Raw genomic sequence first — 19,223 nt, 5'->3', positions numbered from 1 at the left:
TCCCTCGCGCCATCAGAGATGTGTATAAGAGACAGCTGCCGCACGCTGGCCTACATGCTCGGGGACGGTATCGTCCCCTCGAACGTCGGGACGGGCTACCTCGCGCGGATGGTCCTGCGCCGCACGAAGCGCCTCTGTGACAACGCCGGCGTCGACGCGCCGCTTGACGAACTCGTCGACATGCAGGCCGAGCGCCTCGAGTACGAGAACCGCGACACGATCCGCGACATCGTCCGCACCGAGGTCGAGAAGTACCGCGAGACGCTCGAGCGGGGCGGCCGCCGCGTCGAGACGCTCGCCGAGGAGTACGCGAAGAAGGGCGAGCCGATCCCGATCGAGGAGCTGATCGAGCTCTACGACTCTCACGGCATCCAGCCGGACATGGTCGAGGAGATCGCCGAAGAAGCGGGCGCCGAGATCGACGTGCCGGACGACTTCTACAGCCTCGTCGCCCAGCGCCACGACACCCCCGAAGCCGTCGAGGCGGCCGACGAGGACGAGGAGGACCGCTTCGAGGATCTCCCGGAGACCGAGAAGCTCTACTACGACGACCAGCAGCGCACCCAGTTCGAGGCCGTCGTGCTCGACGTCTTCGAGCGCGAGGAGGGGTACGACGTCGTCCTCGATCAGACGATGTTCTACCCCGAGGGTGGTGGCCAACCCGCCGACACCGGAACACTCTCGACCGATGACACGACCGCCGAGGTCACGGACGTCCAGATCGAGGACGGCGTCATCCTCCACCGGGCCGACGAGAACCCCGGCAAGGGCGAGTTCGTCAACGGCCAGATCGACGGCGGCCGCCGCCGGCAGCTGATGCGCCACCACACGGCGACCCACATTGTCATCCACGCGGCCCGACAGGTGCTGGGCGAGCACATCCGCCAGGCCGGCGCCCAGAAGGGTGTCGACTCCTCGCGGATCGACGTCCGCCACTACGACCGCATCTCCCGCGCGGACGTCAAGGAGATCGAGTCGCTGGCCAACGAGCTCGTGATGGACAACACCCAGGTCGCCCAGGACTGGCCCGACCGCCACGACGCGGAGGCCGAACACGGCTTCGACCTCTACCAGGGCGGGATCCCGCCGGGCGAGCAGATCCGGCTGATCCAGGTCGCCGACGATATCCAGGCCTGTGGCGGCACGCACGTCGCCCGCACCGGCGACATCGGCTCGATCAAGATCCTGAACACGGAGCGCGTCCAGGACGGCGTCGAGCGCATCACGTTCGCGGCCGGCGAGGCCGCGATCGAGTCGACGCAGGAAAAAGAGGACGCCCTCTACGAGGCCGCCGACGTCCTCGACGTCTCGCCCGAGGACGTCCCCGAGACCGCCGAACGCTTCTTCGAGGAGTGGAAGGCGCGAGGCAAGGAGATCGAAGACCTGACCGAACAGCTCGCCGCGGCCCGCGCCGGCGGCGGTGGCGGCGGCGAGGAGGTCGACGTCGGCGACCGGACCGCGGTCGTCGACCGCATCGACGCCGACATGGACGAACTCCGCGCGACCGCGAACGCCCTCGTCGAGGAGGGGAAGATCGCCGTCCTCGGCAGCGGCCAGAGCGGCGCCCAGTTCGTCGTCGCGGTGCCCGACGACTCGGACGTCAACGCCGGCGAGGTCGTCGGCGAACTCGCCGGCCGCGTCGGTGGCGGCGGTGGCGGCCCGCCGGACTTCGCGCAGGGCGGCGGCCCCAACGTCGAGGACTTAGACGCGGCGCTCGAGGACGCCCCCGACGTGTTACGGCAGATTCAAGACGCGTAACGAGCGCTGATCGCGTCGCCGGATTCGGGTTTTCCGTCACCGCTTCGACTTACTCCGTCTCGGTCTCCCGGTCGTATCCTGGAAGCGTCCGAACAGGTTCTCCCTCGAGTTCGGACGCTCCCTTGATCGTCGTGGACCCAAAGAGAGGGATTTAGCGCGCAACCGTTAGTGAATTCTGATCCGTGGCCTCATCTCTATCGAAACCGAAAGGTGAGTCAGTGGTACCGATCTGTCTTCCCTACTGAGATCCCGAGGTGATCGGCGACCTCGAGACAGGGCTCCGCGGCGGGGCTGCACTGACGGGGCGGCTCGCGAACGGCGAGGAACGCGCCGCCGCTGTCGAGTTCCTCGACGAACCAGGCAGGTGCCGAGCGTACCCGCTCACGGCCGAGCGTCTCGACCGTCTCGGGCCGGAAGACGTTGTACTCGTACAGCGGCGGGGCCAGCCTCGCGGCGAGGTCGTCGATGGTGTCGTCCTCGCCGATCGCGAGCCCGCCACGTCTGCCGAAGCCCCACCTGGGTTCGAGAACGTTTGCAGCTCGAGCGAGGATCTCCACGAACTCCCGGCGACGGCGTTTCACTCGCTCGAGCGGTTCTCGGTCCGAATCCTTCAGCGCGTAGATCCAAGTGGTGAACGTCAAGTACGGTGTCGACCCATAGGTCGGGAACCCGCTGCCGTTTCGGCTGAATCCGATGGAGATGTCGTCCCAGCCAACCGGGACGGATACTTTTACGCTGCTGACCGATCGAACGGTACGAGCGATTTCGGATGCATCGGCACGTACTCGTTGACTCCCGTTCGTTTCGTCTCCGTACCTGTCGTCGAGTTCGTCCCGGTTGTCGTCGGTTTCCGAGTACTCGAGAAACAGGTCGAAGAGCGACTCGTAGGTCTCGTGGGACAGTTCCCGATCGAATAGGAAGGCAATCTGTATCCAGTCGTAATCTTCCATGATCTCTTTCGGATGGCGGTTTCGTTAGTATGTTACTGCGTCAGATGTTCTCGAGCCGTCTCGAGCGCGTCGTCTGAGCCGGCGGGTTCAGGTGTGATGGTGTCCTGAATACATCCCGACGTTGTATTTACACCTATCCATACCGTGAGAACGGTCTCTCGTTGAATACGATTTCGCACTCCTGATATCGATGATGTCGCTCTTGATGATACGTTGGTAGCCGGGGTCAACATCTAACTTCGTCCGCATGTCTCTCCGGAGGCCCGTGACCAGTGTATTGCCATCGATACAATCAGATTATCGGCAGTCCGAGGTGCTCGGAAACACCATCGCAACGCAGTGTATCGTCCTCGCACGATCGTGGAATCTCCGGAACGATTAGCATAGCTCCACCGGTAGAAAGTGCTTTGACGTGCCAGGCGGGCGTCTCGAGTACTGATTCGCGACCGAGTCGATCAACTGTGGATTCGCTAAAGACGTTGTACTCGAAGAGGAAATCGATCGATCCCTTTCGAATCGTTGCAGCTGACGGTAAGTTATCGAAGCACGGTCCACCGACCCGCCCGAATCCGGCGAGTGGACTCGTCGTTTCTGCGATGGCTGTGAGGATAGCGATGAATGTCTGCCTCCGATTTTCGAGCTCTCCGTCCGGAACCGATTCGGTTGGTCGAAACGAACTGGCCGCGACGTCAAACAGGAGGTGTGACTGTTCCAGATGGTTGGATCGGCCTGCATCGCGACCTACTGACAGTACGAACTCCTCGAACGCTACGGACACTGTACACGTCGGAGAGGACGACATCAGTTCGGCGATTCGATCACGGTCGCCGGTCTGACCGGACAGATCGCCATTCTCGTCCCAGTATCCGATGTGGTAGTCGCTGTCGAACGTTCTGCGACCGCCTTATCGCCCGAGCGACGCGAGCACATCGTCGGTGACCGTTGAATCGATCTCGTCCTCGTAGACGTAAACAATCTGTATGAGATTGGAAGGGGACATACTACTGGTATATTTAATTAGCCCACTACTACGGTTCCGGTATCATCTATTACCTTGATGTCGACATTAGCATTCTCCCATTCATCGCTGTTTTTCACTGTCATCCTCCAGTGAGTGATAATCTCCTGAATATCCGCAACATTATTCACTTGATTGGCGTGGATCTCTGAGCGATGCCCTTGTAAGAGCTCACGTTATCGGAAGCGCTACTCATCAAGCGCCGAACACCCTGAACGTTGTTGGCATCGTCGAGGTCATCGATCTTCGATTGGACGCTACTGGCACCGTTCTGTCCGCTTCCGGGACCGACCTCGACGTCGTCGGCCTTGGTGTACGCCCGGAGTAGCTGTTTGGTCTGGGTGTTACTCAACCCGTCTCCCCTGTACTCGTTGACCGATTCGAAGGTACCCTTGCAGGGGCTGTTATAGATCTCGCCTCTGAGCAGTCTTACACCGCTATCGCCGTGACGGCCGTCAAACGTCCGGCAGCTTGCGCTTCATCGCTGTCGAGTCGAGTAAATACGGTTCCGTCGATATCGTTCCGCTTGAGTGTTTTCGCTACCGCGAGCTGCTGGCCACTCAAAGAAACACCACTCAGGAGACGCTGACCGACTTCTTGTGTGGTTCCGATGTCGGCTGCAAGCCCACGAGAGAGCTGAAGTTGACTGTATCTGACTGACGCATTTACAGTGTGACTCGCTCGACCAGCCAGCTGGGCCGCACGTTGGACCCGTGACGTGCTGAGCGTGTCGACAGTCTTCTGGACGCGCTTGGAACCCCTGAGGATCTTTCCGGCTTCACCAGCAGGACTTGTACTTCTGACGACGAACCACGCAATGTAGCCCTCGTACCAGCCCTGACGGTAGGACTCGTAGAAACGGAGATCGTCGTCGGAATTGTGAAGGCTAGTACGGCAACAGTATGCAGCCGAATCGATCTCGAGTATGTCGGGATTCGGACTCAGATACCGAGGTGATCTTTGAAGTGGTTTTTCTCCTCCTCGGAGTACTGATACGGGTCTGCCGTAACCACGATTCCGATTCCACCGTCGGGAAGGGATTCAGTTTTCCAGACAGGCGACGTCTGTAATCGGTCTCGTCCGAATCGTTCGCAAACGGGTTCGGAGAGGAACAGTATCCAGAATACGTCTGGAAGCCGACCGTCCTCGAGGTCCGATCGGGTGACGGTCGTTTCGCGTTCGACCCGATACGGGAGAGAGGAGAACGCGAACGGCGGTGCGAGTTCGTCGAGCGCGCCGACATCGAACGCTTCCTGCGTCGTCTCCGCCACGTTCTCGCGGAAACGAACTCGCTCCCAGATCGGGGACACGCCGCCGCGTTCGGGGAGTCCGTACCGTTCCCACGACGGTGCGACATTGAGAACGAAATCGGAATCGGACCCGAAGATCGGTATCGATCCGCGTTTTTGCGTTGCGAGTTCGTCGATGGCCTCCTCGGTCGGCCTCCGATCGAGAACGAGATCCCTCGAAATATCACTATACATCGATCAATCGAGTGGCCGCGTGTCAGCGAAGAGTACAAAACAAATAGACAGTTATAAACGACGATTCCGCGAGATCAGACCAGTGTCGTTATTTCCTGAACTTCTTATCTAGCTGCTCTCCAGTTTCGATATCGATCCGATAATCTAACCCTTTCCAGTCAGACGCCCAGACATTTCCTTCTTCTTCCCATATTCTCACATAGCAATTGGCGTCATTCGATGGGGCTTGTACTTTTTCCGCTTCCCACAGGAAGCTGCCTCTATTAGTAAACCCCCAAATATTTCGATCCGATTCCACTTCACCTTCGGAATCTAGCAGTACGACGACGGTGTTTTGTGTTTGTACTATCGACTCGATCGCTGCTGGAAGGGAAATCCGTTTCCCATCGATGACGAGTTCATAGCCGTCTTTTTTTACCTCAGTCATTGTGGTAGTTCGCGCCGGTTATGGAAGTTCTCAGAGTCGATTCGATCTTGAAGTTCGAATTGGGTTGCCCCTCTTTTACCACCGAAGTTCTCCGCGACAGTTCCCGTTCGTACAGATGTGCCCTTCGGGACATCGACGTCAGAGACGTAGACCGGTTCTTCTGGTAGTGAGAATTTCGTTTTGATCTCATCAGCAGTTAACCCCTCGATCTCATGTTCCCGCATCATCCACGCTCGTGCCTGATTATCGGAACCATGGACTCTCACGAATTGTTTCTGTGACTCGGTAGTATATTCCACCGCAAGGGTCCCCGGGGCGTACGGATCTTGGTAGTCCGGACCATACTCGCTATTTATTTCGTTAGCCGTCCTTACGCGATCAACTGAGTTCCCGTCCGCATCAATATTGCTGATACGACCGAGCGCCGTTTCGACGGCTTGTTGGTCGATGACTCCTTCATCGAGTCCACGACCGATCCGTTGTAAGTCCGCCTCATCGATCAGTTCCCGTTCATACGCTCGACTCAATCGGTCCGTCGTTGCCGCATCTAGTTTACCCGTGACGACGATCTCTCTGAGCTCTTCGCCGCCATCAGCAGCGACCCTAACTCCGTCTTCACCGTGTCTCGAGATAAAGTCACCATGCTGGCGTTGCTCGTCGACTGAACGCGAATTGATCTCGCTTGCATCGATATCATTTCGATTGAGCAGTTTTGCTACCCGATACTGCTGACCGGTCGACTGAACCCGGCTTAACGCTTGCTGCCCGGCATCGCGAATCAGGCCAGTACCAGCTGAAAGTCCACGCGAGAACTGCAGTTTCCCGTATCGAACTGGCGCTTTTGCAGTGTGACTCGCTCGACCAGCCAACTGGGCCGCACGTTGGACCCGTGACGTATCGAGTTTGTCGACGGTCTTCTGGACGCGCTTGGAACTCTTGAGGGCCTTTCCGGCTTCACCAGCCGGAACTACACTCTCGACGACGAACCACGCAATGTAGCCCTCGTACCAGCCCTGGCGGTAGGACTCGTACAGCCGCGGATCGGTGTCGGGATCGTGCGGGTTGTTACTGCGCTGTTGAGACTCGATCGCATCGGGCATCGCCGCGATGATCTCGTCGAAGTTCGCGATGGCACCGGGGATCTCCCGCACCGCGGCGATGGTCTCGATCGGTTCGTTGTACAGCGCTCGCAGCGAATCGATCGACTCGCCAGCACCCGTCGTCATCCCCTGCAGGGTTCCGAGATCCCGCTCGAGTCGCGGATCGGAGACTCCTTGCGCGCGAAGCTCATCCGACGCCGCGGACCAGACGCCACCAACTTCGACGGCGGCGGCTTCGGTCGTACCGACTCCCTCGACGGTCTCGTGACGGTCGTCGGCCTGCACCGTGACTTTCGAACCCGCGAACGCGTCGGTGAACGTATCGACGGTTCCGACGTCGAACTTGACGTCACCGTCGTCGTGTATCCCGGACAGCGATACCGTCTCTTCGACGTCGCCGTCACGAACAACCCGCGCCTCGTCGAGGCCCGCCGAGTCGGTGACAGTGAACTCGACCTCGTAGCTTCCGGAAACCCGTACCGAGGCGTCGACCGGATCGTTGAAGTTGATATTTCCGTTCGACCAGTCGACGTCGACGGGATCTTTCAGTTCGACGTCCGCGTCCGGATCGTTGAACGTCGCGTACGTGACCGTAATCTCCGGCGACTCGATGTCGAAGAGGGTCGGATCGTAGTCGCCGTTCAGGCCCTCGAAGTCGGAGATTCCGTCTCCCGTGGTGTCGCGCGACTCGGGGTCGGTCCCGAGACGCACCTCCTCGGCGTCGGTCACACCGTCGCCGTCGCTGTCGTCGACGAGCGGATCGGAGTGAACGGTATCGGTCGCCAACACGTCGCCCTCGAGCCCGTCCAGGTCGTCGATATCGTCGGCGTCCTCGAGTTCCGAGAGGAACTCGAGCGAATCGGACCGTGAGTCCGTATAAGTGATCGTCCGATCCGAGAGCTGTTCGGCGTCGGTCAGGCCGTCACCAGTCGTGTCGATTCGTGCCGGGTGGTGTTCGGCGTACGTAACGGAGGCGTGGAGTTTCGTTTCGTTGTCCTCCTGGAACACGCGGTACTCGATGTCGACCGTTTCGTTGTCGAGAATCCCGTCACCGCTGGTATCGAGCGCGGTCGGATCGAGATTCAGCGGTTCGCCGACGACGCCCGGTCCGCCGGTCGGCATCGAGAGGTCCATTTCGGCGACGAGGTCGGGAATGCCGTCGCCGTTGGTGTCTTGCAGGTCGGGACCGGTCTGGTTCTCCGCGACGCGTTCGAACGTGTCGGGAAGGTCTTCTTCCCGTTCGACGTGATAGAAGTCGCCGCCGGTGATGGCCGCGATCTCGCGGAGTTCGTTCTCGTTAACGTTGTTTCCGAGACCCACCGTGCTGATCTCGACGCCCGCGTCGGCGGCGTCCTCGGCGACGGGCAACGGATCGGTCCCGCTTTTGCCGTCGGACAGCAGGATCATCACCGCGGATCGGTTTTCCCACCCTTCCTCCTCGAGGTGGTTGAGGCCGACTCGGAGTCCGGCTCTCGTGTTGGTACCGCCGCTCGCAGACAATCGCTCGAGACTGCTGTTAACCGCGTCGTGGTCGGTCGTCAGCGGCTGGTCGAGGGTCGCACCGGAGGCGTAACCGACCCGCCCCGCCCGTTCGGAATCGGTGAGTGCGCCGACGAAGCGCTTACCGGCGAGTTCGGCGTAGTGGGTCGGAGAGCCGCTCATACTGCCGCTCTCGTCGTTCACGAAGACGAAGTCCGCCGTTTCGATCCCGCTTCCGTTATCGATCTCACCGTCGGTCTCGTTCCCGTCGAGCGTGATCGTGTCGCTGGTCTCGTCTTCCCACTCCTCGATCCGGAACACCGAGAAGAACGAGAAGTGATCGACCTCGGCAGTTGCGACGCCGGCGTCGCGATCGATCTCGGTCTCGACCGGTGTCCACGGTTCGTCGCTGGTCGGATCCCACGTGACGATCGAGAGGTTGCTACCGTCGTCGAGCGCGTTCTCGTCGACCGGAATCTCGACCGTCGCGTCGTCGATCGGCCTCTCGTTCTCGATGCGAACCATCGGACCGGCGCGGTAGGGGTCGTCGGTCGCCGGCGTCTCGTCGGTGATCGAAACGTCGGCGTCAGTCAGGCCGTCACCGCCGACGGCGACCGAAACGCCCGACGATTCGTTTCCGACCTCGACGGTCCGGTACTCGTCCGGATCGGGTCGTTCCCGGACGACGTCCTCTTCCGCGATGCGAATGTCGTGAGTCGCTTCGACCGTTCGATCGGCGTCGTGTGCGGCCGTCGCCGTCACTGTGACAGTCACATTTTCGGGATCGGCTCCGAGATCGACGAGCGTCGATCCGATGGCGTCTGTTCCGGCCGCTTCGTCCGCGGCAAACGAGACAGCGTCGGCGTCGGCATCACCGTCGACGGTCACCGTCGCGTTATCGTACGCGTACGGACGAACGTCGGAGAGGACTGCTCGGATCGACACCCGGACGGTCCCGTTCCGCTCGAAGGGCCGTCCCTGTGACAGCGACAGCGACGGTTCGGTGTTGGCTTCGACCGTATCGAGCGCTCGTTCCGCGTGTTTCCACGCGTTTTCGAGGTGAGTCAGCGCTTTCGCGCGGTCAGTCGGTCCGACCGGCCGATCGGATTTCTTGGCTTTGGACTTGCCCTTTCCGTTTCCGGATGCCCCGTCCGAGACTGCTCTATCTGCCCGTTCGAGCCCGTCGGCGGCGTTTCTGAGCGCGCTCTCGGCCTTCTGTCGCTGGCCGGGGTTGCGGAACTCGCCCTCGTTCGCGGCGACGACAGCGTTCGCGTCGGAGACAGCGAGACGAGCGCTCGCGTTGCCCGCCGCGTACAGCTCCGCGCTGATCGCGTCGACGATCGCTTCGTCGTCGTCGTCGACCTCGTCTTTTAGCACTGCAAGCGACCGTTGGGCATCGGCCAGACGGTCGAACGCTGCACGCGAGTCGGCGTACCGAACCCGTCGGTACTCTCCGACCAGCGTGTTGACCGCGTCGACGGTATCGTTCACCGCTACCGCGGCTGCCGTCTCGTTCTCGATCTCGAGTTCCTCGAGGCGGTAGGTCGCGTTCAGGATCGCGTCGACGCTCGTATTCTCCTCGAGGGTCGGTACTGTGACGTTTGCGTCACCGCGATCGTGGCCCGGCGGACCGCCGCCGTTTCGTCCGGGTGGCCCGCCGTTCGGACCGAGTGTGTTCCCGGTGTGAGCCTCGACCGCACCGGATCGTTCGGTCGCTGTGGTCGCACTCGGTCCACTCGCAAGTGCGGGCGTGGCGATCAGTGAGGTCGCCATCATCACAGCGAAGAATACTGCAACCAGTCTCTTCTTGCTGAAACCCATGAGAGCAATACATTAACGATATATTTTATATCTTATTGATTTGTTTGGGGCGTGGAAAAACACGGAAGCCGAGTGAAATATCACGGTAGAACCGTCGTCGGTTCGGAATTTCGGGAGGAATTTTTGCGGCCGGCTTCCGCATTACCAAACTCGAGTCTATCGACGGTTTCGTCGAGTGGCTCCTCGAACGGCAGCCACAGTACGGGAGCACTCACGCGTCGTTCGCGGGGAACCGAAACTGTCGCCTTCCTCCGGCGGATCAGTGCTCGTATGCCGACCGTATCGAACGATGGCGTCTCGCTGTACTACGACCGCGCCGGCGAGGGCGACCCAGTGGTCTTCGTCCCCGAAGCCGGCCTCGGCGGCTGGCTCTGGGGCTGGCAACACGCCGCCGTCGCCGGCCCGTACGAGGCCGTCGTCTGGGACCTCCGGGGCACCGGCCGCTCGGACGCACCCGACGGCCCCTACGCCCTCGAGACGCTCGCCGCCGACCTCGAGGCCGTCCTCTCGTCCTGCGAGATTCCCAACGCCCACCTCGTCGGCTGCGGACTCGGCGGCGCCGTCGCCCTCGAGGCCGCCCGGACCTCGAGTCGGGTCGCGACGCTGACGCTCTTCGGTACCGCACCGAGGGGGGAGCAGTTCGACCTCGAGCCGCTGTTCGCGCCGCCGGACGACCGCGAGGCGCTGGCCGACTCGCTCGAGGCTGGGCTCTCCGCCGAGTTCCTCGAGAGCCAGCCCGCCGACGTGCGCGAGGGGATCGTCGACTGGCGGGCCGACGGCGACGCCGACCGAGCGGGCTGGGAGGCCCAGGTCGCGGCCCTCGAGGGGTTCGACGCGACCGAGTGGCTCGTCGAGGTGATCCAGCCGACGCAGGTGATCCACGGCGGCGCGGACGAACTGGTATCGCCGTCGGCCGGCCGGTCGCTGGCGGACGGATTGCCCCGCGGTGCGTTCGAGACGCTCGAGGGCGCCGGCCACCTGGCGTTTATCGAGCGCTCGCGGACGGTTAACGATCGGATGCTCGGATTCCTCGAGGCCCACACCGACGACGAGTAGGACGCCCGATTCGGGATGGGACGGTCGCCGGCAATTATCGATCGTTCTCGAGCGGGCGACTGACTGCAAATCGAGGCCGGGGTATCACTCCAAATTTCCCGAATAGTATATCCGGGAGAACTCGCCTGAGATGCCGGTACGGCTGATACTGTTTCCGACGACTACTTCCCACTCTCCGTCGAGTAACTGCTCGCCGTCTTCGACTCCGTACGTATCGAAAGCAGTCAACCCACTGATAGCGACAGGCCTATGCTCCGATACTGAGTCGAAGCTGTACTGTTGACGATAGGTATCGCTACCGCGTTCGCTTTTATCGTCCACGGACACGTTCTTCGTCAAACTAGTATTCAACGAAAACGATAGCGTAGTCGAGCCAGTTCCTCTGTCGATGTCGACGGTTCCGGACGGCGTCCCGACCGAAAGTCGGTTTCCCGGCCACGTCGTTTCGAAAAACGCTCCGTTCATACCGTTGATTTCGATTCTGGCGTCGCGAAGCGGTGGCCCGTCGGGGCCGATCGCTATTTCGACCGTTACGACTCGAGTACCGCTGCGCCCGAGTTCGGTATCCCGCTTCGGTCTGTATACGGATACGTCATAGCTCACGCGCTTGGTTTCGGTGGTACTCCCCATGTAGTGAGCCAGTTCCTCGAAATCCGATTCTAACGCTAGATCGGCGTCCGAATCGGCGCTCGTACTCGATGGAACGGCGCCGAGGAGGAATCCCCCCGCGAGAACCCGACCGGACGTCTCGAGGAGACGCCGGCGACTGGTGTTGCGTTCGCCGTTTTCTAACGGCATATAATATTCTCTATATCGAGCCGTCATTTATAATTTAATAATAATTGAATGGCTGCTATTTTCGGGGTCCGCCACTATCGCCGTGAACTCACATCGGTTCAGTTGCGCATCGAGCCAGATCGCCGTATGCGGACACGCTCGATGAACGCGTCCCGTGCTTGCGATTGACCCCCCAGCTACTACGGAGGCCGGGGTGGCAGTCCCGTTCGTGACGCTCTCGCTGGCACGGCGGGCCGAACGGTTTCCGGAACGGACGGCGGTCGTCGACATCTCCGAGGAGCGGCTGTACGCCCCCGCGGAGACGATCCACGAGAACCGCGTCTCCTACGGCGAACTCTCGGCGATGACGACGCGGACGGCCGAACACCTCGCCGCGCTGGGGATCGACGCCGGCGACGTCGTCTGTCTCCTCACGCGCAACCGCGTCGCGTCGCTCGCCGTCCTGTTCGCCTGTCGGCGACTCGGCGCCACCTTCTTCCCGGTCTCTCACTGGCTGACGCCCGCGTCCGTCGAGCAACCGTTCGACCTCATCGAACCTGACCTGGTCGTCTCCGAGGCGGCCCAGCGCGACCTCGTTCGCTCGATCCCGTTCGATCGGTCGGTGACCCTCGAGGAACTCGCCGAGGCCGACCGGGAGGCAGTGTCCGATTCGGACGAGCGCAACCTCGAGCCCGAGACTGACGCCCCGCTTGTGCTCCTCCACGGCGGCGACGGGCGACCGATCGCCGGCTACTCGGCGTCCGCGCTCGAGTGGAACTGCATCTCGGCGCTCGTCGCGTGGGGGCTCTCGAGCGCCGACGTCGTTCCGCTGACGCCGCCACTCTCGAGTCCCGACGGGCTCGTCCGCGTCGCGCTGTCGACGCTGTACGTCGGCGGCACCCTGCTGCTCGACCGAGCGTTCGATCCCGGCGACACCCTGACCGCGATCGCCGAGGAGAAGGCGACGTTTCTCGCGGGTCGCGAGACGGCGATTCGAGACCTCGCCGCCGAATCGGGGTTCGACGACGCGGTCGACTCGCTCGAGCGCGTGATCGTCGAGGGAGCAGTGGAGAACGACACGCTCGAGGCCTACCGCGAGCAGGAGATCCCGATTGCGCGCGCGGCGGGCCGTCTCGAGTGCCCGACGGCGTTCTCCCAGTCGTTCGCTGGCGCCGCAGCCGACGATCCCGGCGACATCTCGACCGTTTCGGACGGCGTCGGCACGCCCGTACCCGACTGTCGCGCGCGACTGGTCGACGAGTCGGGAACCGTCCTCGAAGGGACGGCCGAGGGCCGACTCGAGCTATCGGGACCGGTCGTGGCCGACGGCTACGTACGCGCTGCCGGAACCAACGACGAGAACTGGTACGCCCCGGTCGAGGAGCAACGCGACGACTACGACGAGTCCGGCGACCGCGGCCGGTTCGCCGACGGCTGGTTCGAGACGGACGATCGGTACCGCCGCGACGAGGACGGCATCTATCGGCCGCAGTGACCTCGAGTTCTTCTTGTCGTTCGTAACCGGATCGCTAGCCGTCCGCGGTTGCGGCAACCCCGGTCTGGGACAGAAGGCATATCTTCCCTGAGTCGCCAATACGGGACGATGGATCAGCTTCGTATTGCCGTCCTGAACGCGGCTCACCGGGACGAGAACACGACGCGGAACTTCCGGCGCGAACTCGACGCATCGCTCGCGGAGTTCGACGCCACCGAGGGCGAGGTTCCGGACGGGTTCGACTACGACGGCGCTGTCGTCACGGGCTCGCGATCGTCGGTGTACTGGGACGACGAGTGGATGCAGCCGATCAAGGAGTGGGTCGGCGACGCGATCGACCGCGGGATGCCGTTCCTCGGCGTCTGTTGGGGCCACCAGCTGTTGGCGGACGTCCTCGGCGGCACCGTCGAGGATATGGGCGCCTACGAGGTCGGCTACAGCGAGATCGAGCACTACGGGAACTCGCGGCTCTTCGACGACATCGACGTGGAGTTTACCGCCTTCACTAGCCACTCCGACGCGGTCTCGGAACTGCCGCCCGGCGCAGACCCCCTCGCCGAGAATCACTACTCCAACCACGGCTTCCGCAAGGACCGGGTCTTCGGCGTCCAGTTCCACCCCGAGTACGACGCCAAGACCGCCCGCGAACTCGTCCACCGCAAGGACCTCTCCGACGACCGCCGGCAGTCGGTCCTCGAGGAGATCACTGAGGAGAACTATCAGAAAGCCTGCGAGGCCAAGTTAGTGTTCGACAACTTCCTCGAGTTCGTCCGCGAGGTGCGAACCGAGAACGTCGCCGTTGCAGCCGAGTGCGAGGACGCGACGGCGACGGTCGGTCGCTCCGACTGAGCGCTCGTTTCGACGGATCGGTTCGGACGGACGCAGCGTTTTCGACTACCTCCCCGAAAGCGTGACGCTGAGCGGCGCGTATGCGCTTCGAACCGCTATCGAATTGACGCTCGAGCGGCGGGAAAACAGCGGTCGGACGCGATTACGACTGGCGGAGTATCGAATCGGAATCGGCGGGCGCTCGATCAGTCCGCCGCGATCTCGAGGTCCGCTTCCTCTTCGGCGCCGATAGCCTCGACGATGAGTTCGGCGACGTCGACGATCTCGATTTCGTCCTCGTAGCCGCCGGTCTTGCGACCGTCCTCGTACATCGTCATGCACATCGGACAGGCGACGACGAACTTCTCGACCCCGCGTCCGGCGTCCGTATCCTCGAGGGCTTCGCGGATGCGTTCTTCGCTGGGTTTGGGCTCTTCCTCGAAGTCCATCCAGAGGCCGCCACCGCCGCCGCCACAACAGAAGGAGTTGTCGCGGTTGCGGGGCATTTCGTCGAGTTCGCAGCCTGTCGCCTTGATGAGTTCGCGCGGGGCCTCGTACTCGTCGTTGTACCGGCCGAGGTGGCACGGATCGTGGTAGGTGACCGTGTAGTCGAGTTCGGTGCCATTGAGGTCGAGCTTGCCCTCGTTGACCAGTTCTTCGACGGCCTGGGTCCAGTGGTAGACCTCGATTTCGCCGTCTTCGTTCCACTGCTCGTCGTACTCGAAGGGCATCATCGGGTCGTCCGAGAACTCGTCGAAGTTGACCTCTGGATACTCGTTCTTGAACGTGTTGTAGGAGTGGGGGTCCGTACAGACGATGGTGTCGAACTCGCAGTCCTCCCACGTTTCGACGTGGTGGCCGGCCAGTTCCACGTAGAGCAGTTCCTCGCCGACGCGGCGGATGTCGTTGCCGTCGTACTTCTCGTCGTCGAAGAGGATCCCGAAGCTGACGTCGGCTTCCTTCAGGATGGTCGCCAGCGAGCGGGCGACCTGCTTGTTGCGCTCGTCATAGCTCGGGAAGTCCCCGACGTACCAGAGGTAGTCGACCTCCTCCTCGCGAGCGTCCGGCACGTCGAACTCGAGGTCGTCGCTCCAGTCGCCGCGATTGCGTGGCGAGTCGCCGAAGGTGTTGCCGTTCTGCATGACGTTCTGGAAGACGTCCTGCATGCTGGGTGAGACGTCGCCCTGATCGGTCATCTGTCGCTGGAGTCTGGTGAAGGACTGCAGGTGCTCGATCTCGACGGGACAGGCGTCCATGCAGGCCATACAGGCCATGCAGGACTCCATCGTCTCCGTGTTGATCACGCTCGTCCCTCCGTCGGCGATGATCGGTTTCTCCTCGCCGCCGGCGTCCAGTTCCTCGCGATACTTGCGGAGGTCGAGGATGACGTCTCGCGGGTCGAGCGGACGGTTGGAGGCCTTCGCAGGACAGACCGACGAACAGCGCCCACACTTAGTACAGGCGTCCTGATCGAGGATTTCCTTCCAGGTGAAGTCGTCGATGGACTCGGCGTTCGTCGCGTCCAGATCCGACGGGACGTTGGGGAGGCGTCGACCAGCCTTCTCGTCGCGCGTGACGACGTTCGCGAACGACGAGAGCATGTGGAACGGCTTCCCGGCGTGGGGGATCCACGCGATGAAGAAGAGCGCCAGCAGCGAGTGGGACCACCACGTCAGCCAGTGGAGCGTCTCGGCGTTGAAGCCGAGTTGCTCGACCGCGGCGTAGTCGGGATTGAGCGCGCCGCTCTCCAGGACCGCTCCGGTCGTCGGCAGGCCGATCGTGTCGAAGGCCATCGCCAGCCCGTAGCCGACGAAGCTGACGACCTCGTGGCTCGGCATCCCGCTGATGTAGATGCGAAAGCCCTCGAGCAGGAAGCCGCCGACGCCGAGGCCGAACAGCGTCCAGATGAAGACGTCGTCCTCGTTGGAGGTATGACGGCCCCAGAGGCGGTGATTCTGGACCCAGTAGCGTCGGTAGAGGGCCATTCCGATCCCGACGACGAACAGCAGGCCCATCGCGTCGACGATGAACTGGTAGGTGAGATAGAAGTCCCCCTCCCAGAACGTCAACCCGAGGAGCAATTCGGTTCCGTACTGTTCGGCGGCGATGATCGACGTCGCGATGAACAGCGTCAGGAACCCCCAGAGGATAAACGAGTGCATCAGCCCGCCGTAGAGATCCCTGTTGAACTGTTTCTCGTTCGTGACGACGATCTTTGCCGCGCTGACGATTCGATCCGGCAGTTCGTCGATCCGAGCGAACGGATCGTCGTCGCCCTCGGTGTACCGACTGAACCGCCGGTAGACGCCGTAGGCGAAGACGGCGAGGGTCACCGCGACCAGGAAATAGAACAGCACGTATTCCACGCCGCCGAGCCCCAGGTAGGTCTCCCTGCTCACCTCCGACTGTGCTATGGTGTTCATGTACAATGACGTGGGAGGCTGTGACTTAATTCTTGTTACCCCTTGCAAACACCACCCCGGTGCCGTCTTGCGGAAATTTTCCTCTTATTGCCAGTTTATAATCGTTTACGATGGCTAATATCGGCCCAACGCTATCTGGCAACAGGCTTAAATAGCCGCCCGTCGGGAGTGTCCACCCATGAACGACAAAACCGAGGAACTCCGCGAGATCTTCACCGACGTCACCGACGGCGAGGAAACCGTCACCGAATCCCAGGAGAACTCTCGTGGCTCGCTCGAGCGCGACGATCGATCGGACGAGGAGCGCCTCGAGAGCGTCGTCCAGCAGATGCGCGAGCGCTACGCGTTCGAGACGCCACTAACGGACGACGAACTCATCGCGGTCGCGCGGGGCTTCTACGACGGCGAGGACGACGCCGACATCGCCGCCGACCTCGATGTCGACGAGGAGACGGTCTTCGAGGCCCGCATGTCGCTGCACCTCGTGGGCGAGGACGACGCTGACGAGGTCGACCTCGCGGCGATCCGCGACCGGGAGGAAGACGACGCCACGCTCGCCGACGAGTACGACGTCAGCGAGCCCCAGATCCGTCGCTACCGCCGCGTCGCCGCCGCCGAGGACGAGTCCCGTGCCGCCAACGACCGCTACCGCGACGAGTTCGACAGCATCCTCGCCGACGCCGAACTCTCGGAACGTATGACCACCGACGTCCGCGAGGACGGCCTCGAGGACGCCACCGAAGGGATGGAGACGGACGTGGAGTTCTAAAGACGAACTTTTTTCGCGGGGGCATCGGCTGGCGTCGCAGACGCCAGCCTCAACCCCCACCAAAAAACTTCGATGAAAAAATGCCGAGCGCTCGCTCCGCTCGCGCTCGGTACAACCGCTTTTCCTCCCGCACAGCGATCGCTGTAGTCCTCTTCGAGAGACGCCGCTACTTCCACTCGAGGCGATCATCCATATTCCGACTCGAGACAGCTCCATCGCCGTCCGAGACTTTATCCGAGAACGGGCGGCCAGACGGCCCGTGTCTCGAGCCCTCGTCCCCTTCAGCGATCTTCGAACGGCCGCGTACTGCGCCCGGAAGTGCTACTATCAGCGGACCGGCGACGACGCCGATCGCGAGCCGCCGCCGTCGGTCGAGCGAATTCGGGACCTCGAGCGGCGATACGAGGCCCTGCTCGAGGCGCCAGCGGGTGCACTCGAAGCTGAACCGATCGCCGTCGAACCCGTGCAGTACCGCGAGCGCCTCGGTGCGACTCGCGACCGTCTCGCCGCGGCCGGCCACTGGGATCGGTTGCGCGACCCGAGCGAACGGAACGTCTACGCCGCCGGGAAGGACTGTCACGGCGTCGTCCACAAGGTGCTCGATGCGCCGCTCGAGCCGGTCCTGATTTCGGCCGGGAAGCCGCCCGAACGAGGCGTCTGGGAGCCCCAGTCGGTCCACGCCGTCGCGGCCGCGAAGGCGCTGGCCTGGGAACACGAACAAAAAATCGATCGTGCGTGGGTCGAGTACCCCGCTTACGGCGTCGTTCGCTCCCTCGAGTTGACGACGCGGCGCAAGGCCCGCTATCGACGCGCGCTCCGGACGGTGTGGGACCTCGACGGCCCGCCGGCCCGCACGACGAACCGATCGAAGTGCGAGTCCTGCGAGTTCGCCGCCCAGTGTGGCGTCCGGACCCGAACCCTGCGCTCGCTGTTACCCGGATTCGGTTCGGAATAAGGGAAATACAGATATCGACCATCACGGCTTGTAAGTCACGAAATCGGACGTATAAGCGATCCGGCGGGAGTGATACCGAGAGACTTTTACTCGTAACCGAGTAGTTGATTGTACGATGATGTGGCAAGATTTCGTCTTCCTCGCCGGCAGCGTCCTTTCGATCACCTTCCTCGCGCCGACGGTGCGGGATCCGACCGCCCAGGTCCCGCTCGGCTCGAGCGTCCCCTCGATGACGGTCGGGGCCGTCTACTCGTTCACCTACGCGACGATGGGGATGACCTTCTCGGCGGCCGGTGCGCTCGGCGTCGCGACGATGTGGTCGCTCATCGCCTGCTATCGCTCTCCCGGGCCCGTGAGCGGACCGCAAACGATCGCTCGGTTCGTCGCGTCGCTACCCGGCCGCGCCCGAGAATCCGTCGCCGACGTACTCGGTTCCGGCCCGTCCGCGACGACCGAGGCCGAGCAAGCGGCCGACTGAATTTCGCGGGCTCCCGTTTCTCCGATTCGCTTCGAATCCGATACCGCCGGTAACCCTCGAGCGACGCTTCGGTCTCGACCGGTGTCTGACGGTGTCGTCCGGAGCGTCCCCGGAACGGCAGTCGCAGTCCCGTCGCGTCGTCGCGACGTCGAAGCGCCACGAAAGGTCGTCGGACGAGGTGGTCGGCCCGTCCTCACTCCAGAACGTGCTTCGCGAGCGCGGCCACGGCGGCGAAGACGACGCCGAAGACGACGCCGAGGGGTGCCGCGCTCGCGAGCGATTCGCCGCTGATCAGGAGTCGACTCGCGACGTAACCGAGTGCGGGGACGGTCACGGCGAGAAGGAACCACAGCGCCGGCCGCGTTCGGAACAGCGAGTCGCCGGATCTCGCACGGCTGTTCATAC

At 62.5% G+C, this 19,223-nt stretch carries 14 protein-coding genes; 7 read left to right on the top strand and 7 right to left on the bottom strand.

What is annotated here, in order from left to right:
* Nucleotides 1-1,758, top strand: a 1,758-nt coding sequence (gene alaS / locus C477_RS04345; protein WP_083870243.1) for an alanine--tRNA ligase, incomplete at its 5' end; no start/stop codon positions are given.
* A gap of 215 nt (nt 1,759-1,973) precedes the next feature.
* Here alaS and C477_RS24360 read toward each other — a convergent pair.
* The 4 genes from C477_RS24360 to C477_RS04325 all read right to left on the bottom strand — a co-directional run bounded on the left by C477_RS24360 (nt 1,974) and on the right by C477_RS04325 (nt 9,992).
* Complete coding sequence (locus tag C477_RS24360) at nt 1,974-2,708, bottom strand: hypothetical protein (protein WP_008893226.1); 735 nt, start codon at nt 2,706-2,708, stop codon at nt 1,974-1,976.
* Between the two features lie 1,959 nt (nt 2,709-4,667).
* Nucleotides 4,668-5,210 (bottom strand): hypothetical protein, encoded by a 543-nt coding sequence (locus C477_RS04330; RefSeq protein ID WP_008893224.1) that lies wholly within the window; start codon nt 5,208-5,210, stop codon nt 4,668-4,670.
* 88 nt (nt 5,211-5,298) lie between these two features.
* Complete coding sequence (locus tag C477_RS23390; RefSeq protein ID WP_152423269.1) at nt 5,299-5,637, bottom strand: hypothetical protein; 339 nt, start codon at nt 5,635-5,637, stop codon at nt 5,299-5,301.
* Nucleotides 5,634-9,992, bottom strand: coding sequence for a vWA domain-containing protein (locus C477_RS04325; RefSeq protein ID WP_008893223.1), 4,359 nt, complete (start codon nt 9,990-9,992; stop codon nt 5,634-5,636). The genes C477_RS23390 and C477_RS04325 overlap by 4 nt, the downstream gene beginning before the upstream one ends.
* 315 nt (nt 9,993-10,307) lie before the next feature.
* Between C477_RS04325 and C477_RS04320 the strand changes: the two genes are divergently transcribed.
* Nucleotides 10,308-11,093, top strand: coding sequence for an alpha/beta fold hydrolase (locus tag C477_RS04320; protein WP_008893222.1), 786 nt, complete (start codon nt 10,308-10,310; stop codon nt 11,091-11,093).
* 84 nt (nt 11,094-11,177) lie between these two features.
* Here the strand turns inward: C477_RS04320 and C477_RS04315 are convergent, their stop codons facing one another.
* The gene (locus tag C477_RS04315; protein ID WP_008893221.1) at nt 11,178-11,891 is read right to left on the bottom strand and encodes a hypothetical protein; all 714 of its coding nucleotides are present in this window, start codon (nt 11,889-11,891) and stop codon (nt 11,178-11,180) included.
* 193 nt (nt 11,892-12,084) lie between these two features.
* On the opposite strand from C477_RS04315, the gene C477_RS04310 reads away from it, so the two are divergent.
* On the top strand, nt 12,085-13,365 hold the full coding sequence (locus tag C477_RS04310) for a class I adenylate-forming enzyme family protein (protein ID WP_008893220.1): 1,281 nt from the start codon (nt 12,085-12,087) through the stop codon (nt 13,363-13,365).
* Between the two features lie 108 nt (nt 13,366-13,473).
* The gene (locus tag C477_RS04305; protein WP_008893219.1) at nt 13,474-14,214 is read left to right on the top strand and encodes a type 1 glutamine amidotransferase; all 741 of its coding nucleotides are present in this window, start codon (nt 13,474-13,476) and stop codon (nt 14,212-14,214) included.
* 185 nt (nt 14,215-14,399) lie between these two features.
* Here the strand turns inward: C477_RS04305 and C477_RS04300 are convergent, their stop codons facing one another.
* Nucleotides 14,400-16,616 carry a (Fe-S)-binding protein gene (locus C477_RS04300; protein WP_049914255.1) on the bottom strand — a complete coding sequence of 739 codons (2,217 nt, stop codon included), beginning with the start codon at nt 16,614-16,616 and terminating at the stop codon, nt 14,400-14,402.
* A gap of 178 nt (nt 16,617-16,794) precedes the next feature.
* Between C477_RS04300 and C477_RS04295 the strand changes: the two genes are divergently transcribed.
* From C477_RS04295 to C477_RS04285, 3 genes are all read left to right on the top strand, one after another.
* Nucleotides 16,795-17,385 carry a hypothetical protein gene (locus tag C477_RS04295; protein WP_008893217.1) on the top strand — a complete coding sequence of 197 codons (591 nt, stop codon included), beginning with the start codon at nt 16,795-16,797 and terminating at the stop codon, nt 17,383-17,385.
* Nucleotides 17,386-17,644: 259 nt separating this feature from the next.
* Complete coding sequence (locus tag C477_RS04290; RefSeq protein ID WP_008893216.1) at nt 17,645-18,340, top strand: CRISPR-associated protein Cas4; 696 nt, start codon at nt 17,645-17,647, stop codon at nt 18,338-18,340.
* Nucleotides 18,341-18,455: 115 nt separating this feature from the next.
* On the top strand, nt 18,456-18,818 hold the full coding sequence (locus C477_RS04285) for a hypothetical protein (RefSeq protein ID WP_049914251.1): 363 nt from the start codon (nt 18,456-18,458) through the stop codon (nt 18,816-18,818).
* 193 nt (nt 18,819-19,011) lie between these two features.
* On the opposite strand, the gene C477_RS04280 is transcribed toward C477_RS04285, so the two are convergent.
* Nucleotides 19,012-19,221, bottom strand: coding sequence for a hypothetical protein (locus tag C477_RS04280; protein ID WP_008893214.1), 210 nt, complete (start codon nt 19,219-19,221; stop codon nt 19,012-19,014).
* Nucleotides 19,222-19,223: the final 2 nt, after the last annotated feature.

The sequence above is a fragment of the Haloterrigena salina JCM 13891 genome, assembly GCF_000337495.1.
GTDB classification, from domain to species: Archaea; Halobacteriota; Halobacteria; order Halobacteriales; family Natrialbaceae; genus Haloterrigena; species Haloterrigena salina.
Note: the sequence above shows the minus strand (reverse complement) of the source record. Positions and strands in the feature narration are given on the sequence as shown.

What these genes read in the sequence shown, in the direction of transcription:
- C477_RS23390 (WP_152423269.1), bottom strand. Translation starts at nt 5,637, where the DNA reads ATGACTGAGGTAAAAAAAGACGGCTATGAACTCGTCATCGATGGGAAA.
- C477_RS04325 (WP_008893223.1), bottom strand. Translation starts at nt 9,992, where the DNA reads ATGATGGCGACCTCACTGATCGCCACGCCCGCACTTGCGAGTGGACCG.
- C477_RS04300 (WP_049914255.1), bottom strand. Translation starts at nt 16,616, where the DNA reads ATGAACACCATAGCACAGTCGGAGGTGAGCAGGGAGACCTACCTGGGG.
- C477_RS04295 (WP_008893217.1), top strand. Translation starts at nt 16,795, where the DNA reads ATGAACGACAAAACCGAGGAACTCCGCGAGATCTTCACCGACGTCACC.
- C477_RS04285 (WP_049914251.1), top strand. Translation starts at nt 18,456, where the DNA reads ATGATGTGGCAAGATTTCGTCTTCCTCGCCGGCAGCGTCCTTTCGATC.
- C477_RS24360 (WP_008893226.1), bottom strand. Translation starts at nt 2,708, where the DNA reads ATGGAAGATTACGACTGGATACAGATTGCCTTCCTATTCGATCGGGAA.
- C477_RS04280 (WP_008893214.1), bottom strand. Translation starts at nt 19,221, where the DNA reads ATGAACAGCCGTGCGAGATCCGGCGACTCGCTGTTCCGAACGCGGCCG.
- C477_RS04305 (WP_008893219.1), top strand. Translation starts at nt 13,474, where the DNA reads ATGGATCAGCTTCGTATTGCCGTCCTGAACGCGGCTCACCGGGACGAG.
- C477_RS04330 (WP_008893224.1), bottom strand. Translation starts at nt 5,210, where the DNA reads ATGTATAGTGATATTTCGAGGGATCTCGTTCTCGATCGGAGGCCGACC.
- C477_RS04320 (WP_008893222.1), top strand. Translation starts at nt 10,308, where the DNA reads ATGCCGACCGTATCGAACGATGGCGTCTCGCTGTACTACGACCGCGCC.
- C477_RS04315 (WP_008893221.1), bottom strand. Translation starts at nt 11,891, where the DNA reads ATGCCGTTAGAAAACGGCGAACGCAACACCAGTCGCCGGCGTCTCCTC.